The following is a 792-nucleotide window of genomic DNA, read 5'->3' as shown; positions in this document are numbered from 1 at the left end:
GGCTCGGAGCCAGTGCCGGGGTCTTCACGGTGCTCGGCGTGCTCGCCCCGCTTCGTGTCCCACTGATGGCTGCCAGTGTCCTGGCCGTGGTTGTCGGCTGGTTCTTCTACGCGCGTCGGCGGCAGGCTGCTTGCGGAACAGACGGGTCGTGCACCGCTCCACGTCGGTCACCGGCAGTCATGGTGCTTCTCAGCCTCGCCACGATCCTCATCGCCGCTGCTGCGGCCGGGGGCTACTTCGAACCTACCCTGATCAAGATGCTACGGAGCGCCCGATGAAGCTGACTTCGGTTCTGACCTGTCCGCACTGCGGACACCGTGCGTCGGAGACGATGCCGACCGACGCTTGCCAGTTCTTTTACGAGTGCACCGGCTGCGGCACCCTGCTTCGCCCGAAGGCGGGCGACTGCTGCGTGTACTGCTCGTATGGCGATGTTCCGTGCCCCCCCATTCAGGAAGCCCAAGAACGCGGCGAGCCTTCTTCTTGCTGCGGAACTTGATTTCGGATTCTCATCAGAAATATGGACAACAGACGTACCACTTCTGTAACCTAAATACTTCAACTCCTGCTTGGTCGCACCGGAGTTCGGTGGTGTACCGATTAGAGATGGTGACAATTATGCGATAGATTTCGTCCCAACCAATCCACACCACCGGGACTTTATGCGGCCAGTCGAGACCAAGCGACTGGCCGCTTTTATTTTGGCTTCTGGTGTGGATTTATGTCGAGGAATAATACTGTTGGACGTTCATGGAAATTCTTGCTGAACCGTGATCGCGATCATCTCCGATG

General features: G+C 58.5%; 2 protein-coding genes. Both read left to right on the top strand.

All coding sequences use genetic code 11. The annotated features are described in order from the left end of the window. Positions 1 to 278, top strand: a 278-nt coding sequence (locus C1631_RS25255; RefSeq protein WP_109714476.1) for a mercury transporter MerT, incomplete at its 5' end; no start/stop codon positions are given. Then, entirely contained in the window at positions 275 to 499 is a 225-nt protein-coding gene (locus tag C1631_RS25250; protein ID WP_109714474.1) for a GDCCVxC domain-containing (seleno)protein, read from the top strand. The genes C1631_RS25255 and C1631_RS25250, both read left to right, overlap by 4 nt. Positions 500 to 792 lie beyond the last annotated feature (293 nt).

Source organism: Chryseobacterium phosphatilyticum (assembly GCF_002899825.2).
Classification (GTDB): domain Bacteria; phylum Bacteroidota; class Bacteroidia; order Flavobacteriales; family Weeksellaceae; genus Chryseobacterium; species Chryseobacterium phosphatilyticum.
This window is presented reverse-complemented; position numbering and strand designations above follow the sequence as displayed.